1 rRNA gene is annotated in these 639 nt (G+C 56.0%); it reads left to right on the top strand.

What is annotated here, in order from left to right:
- Positions 1-639, top strand: a 23S ribosomal RNA gene (locus R4P64_RS33930); the annotation flags it as partial.

Genomic DNA, 639 nt, shown 5'->3' on the forward strand with positions numbered 1-639 from the left:
GGGGGTGATGGCGTGCCTTTTGAAGAATGAGCCTGCGAGTTAGTGGCATGTCGCGAGGTTAACCCGTGTGGGGTAGCCGTAGCGAAAGCGAGTCCGAATAGGGCGATCATAGTGGCATGCTCTAGACCCGAAGCGGAGTGATCTACCCATGGCCAGGTTGAAGCGACGGTAAGACGTCGTGGAGGACCGAACCCACTTAGGTTGAAAACTGAGGGGATGAGTTGTGGGTAGGGGTGAAAGGCCAATCAAACTCCGTGATAGCTGGTTCTCCCCGAAATGCATTTAGGTGCAGCGTCGCGTGTTTCTCACCGGAGGTAGAGCTACTGGATGGTCTAGGGGGCCCACAAGCTTACCGAAATCAGCCAAACTCCGAATGCCGGTGAGTGAGAGCGCGGCAGTGAGACTGCGGGCGATAAGGTTCGTAGTCGAGAGGGAAACAGCCCAGATCGCCAGCTAAGGTCCCTAAGCGTGTACTAAGTGGAAAAGGATGTGGGGTCGCGAAGACAACCAGGAGGTTGGCTTAGAAGCAGCCACCCTTGAAAGAGTGCGTAATAGCTCACTGGTCAAGTGATCCTGCGCCGACAATGTAGCGGGGCTCAAGTACACCACCGAAGCTGCGGCATTCACGCAATAGCCCCC

This window comes from Rhodococcus sp. IEGM 1366 (assembly GCF_033142425.1).
GTDB lineage: Bacteria > Actinomycetota > Actinomycetes > Mycobacteriales > Mycobacteriaceae > Rhodococcus_F > Rhodococcus_F globerula.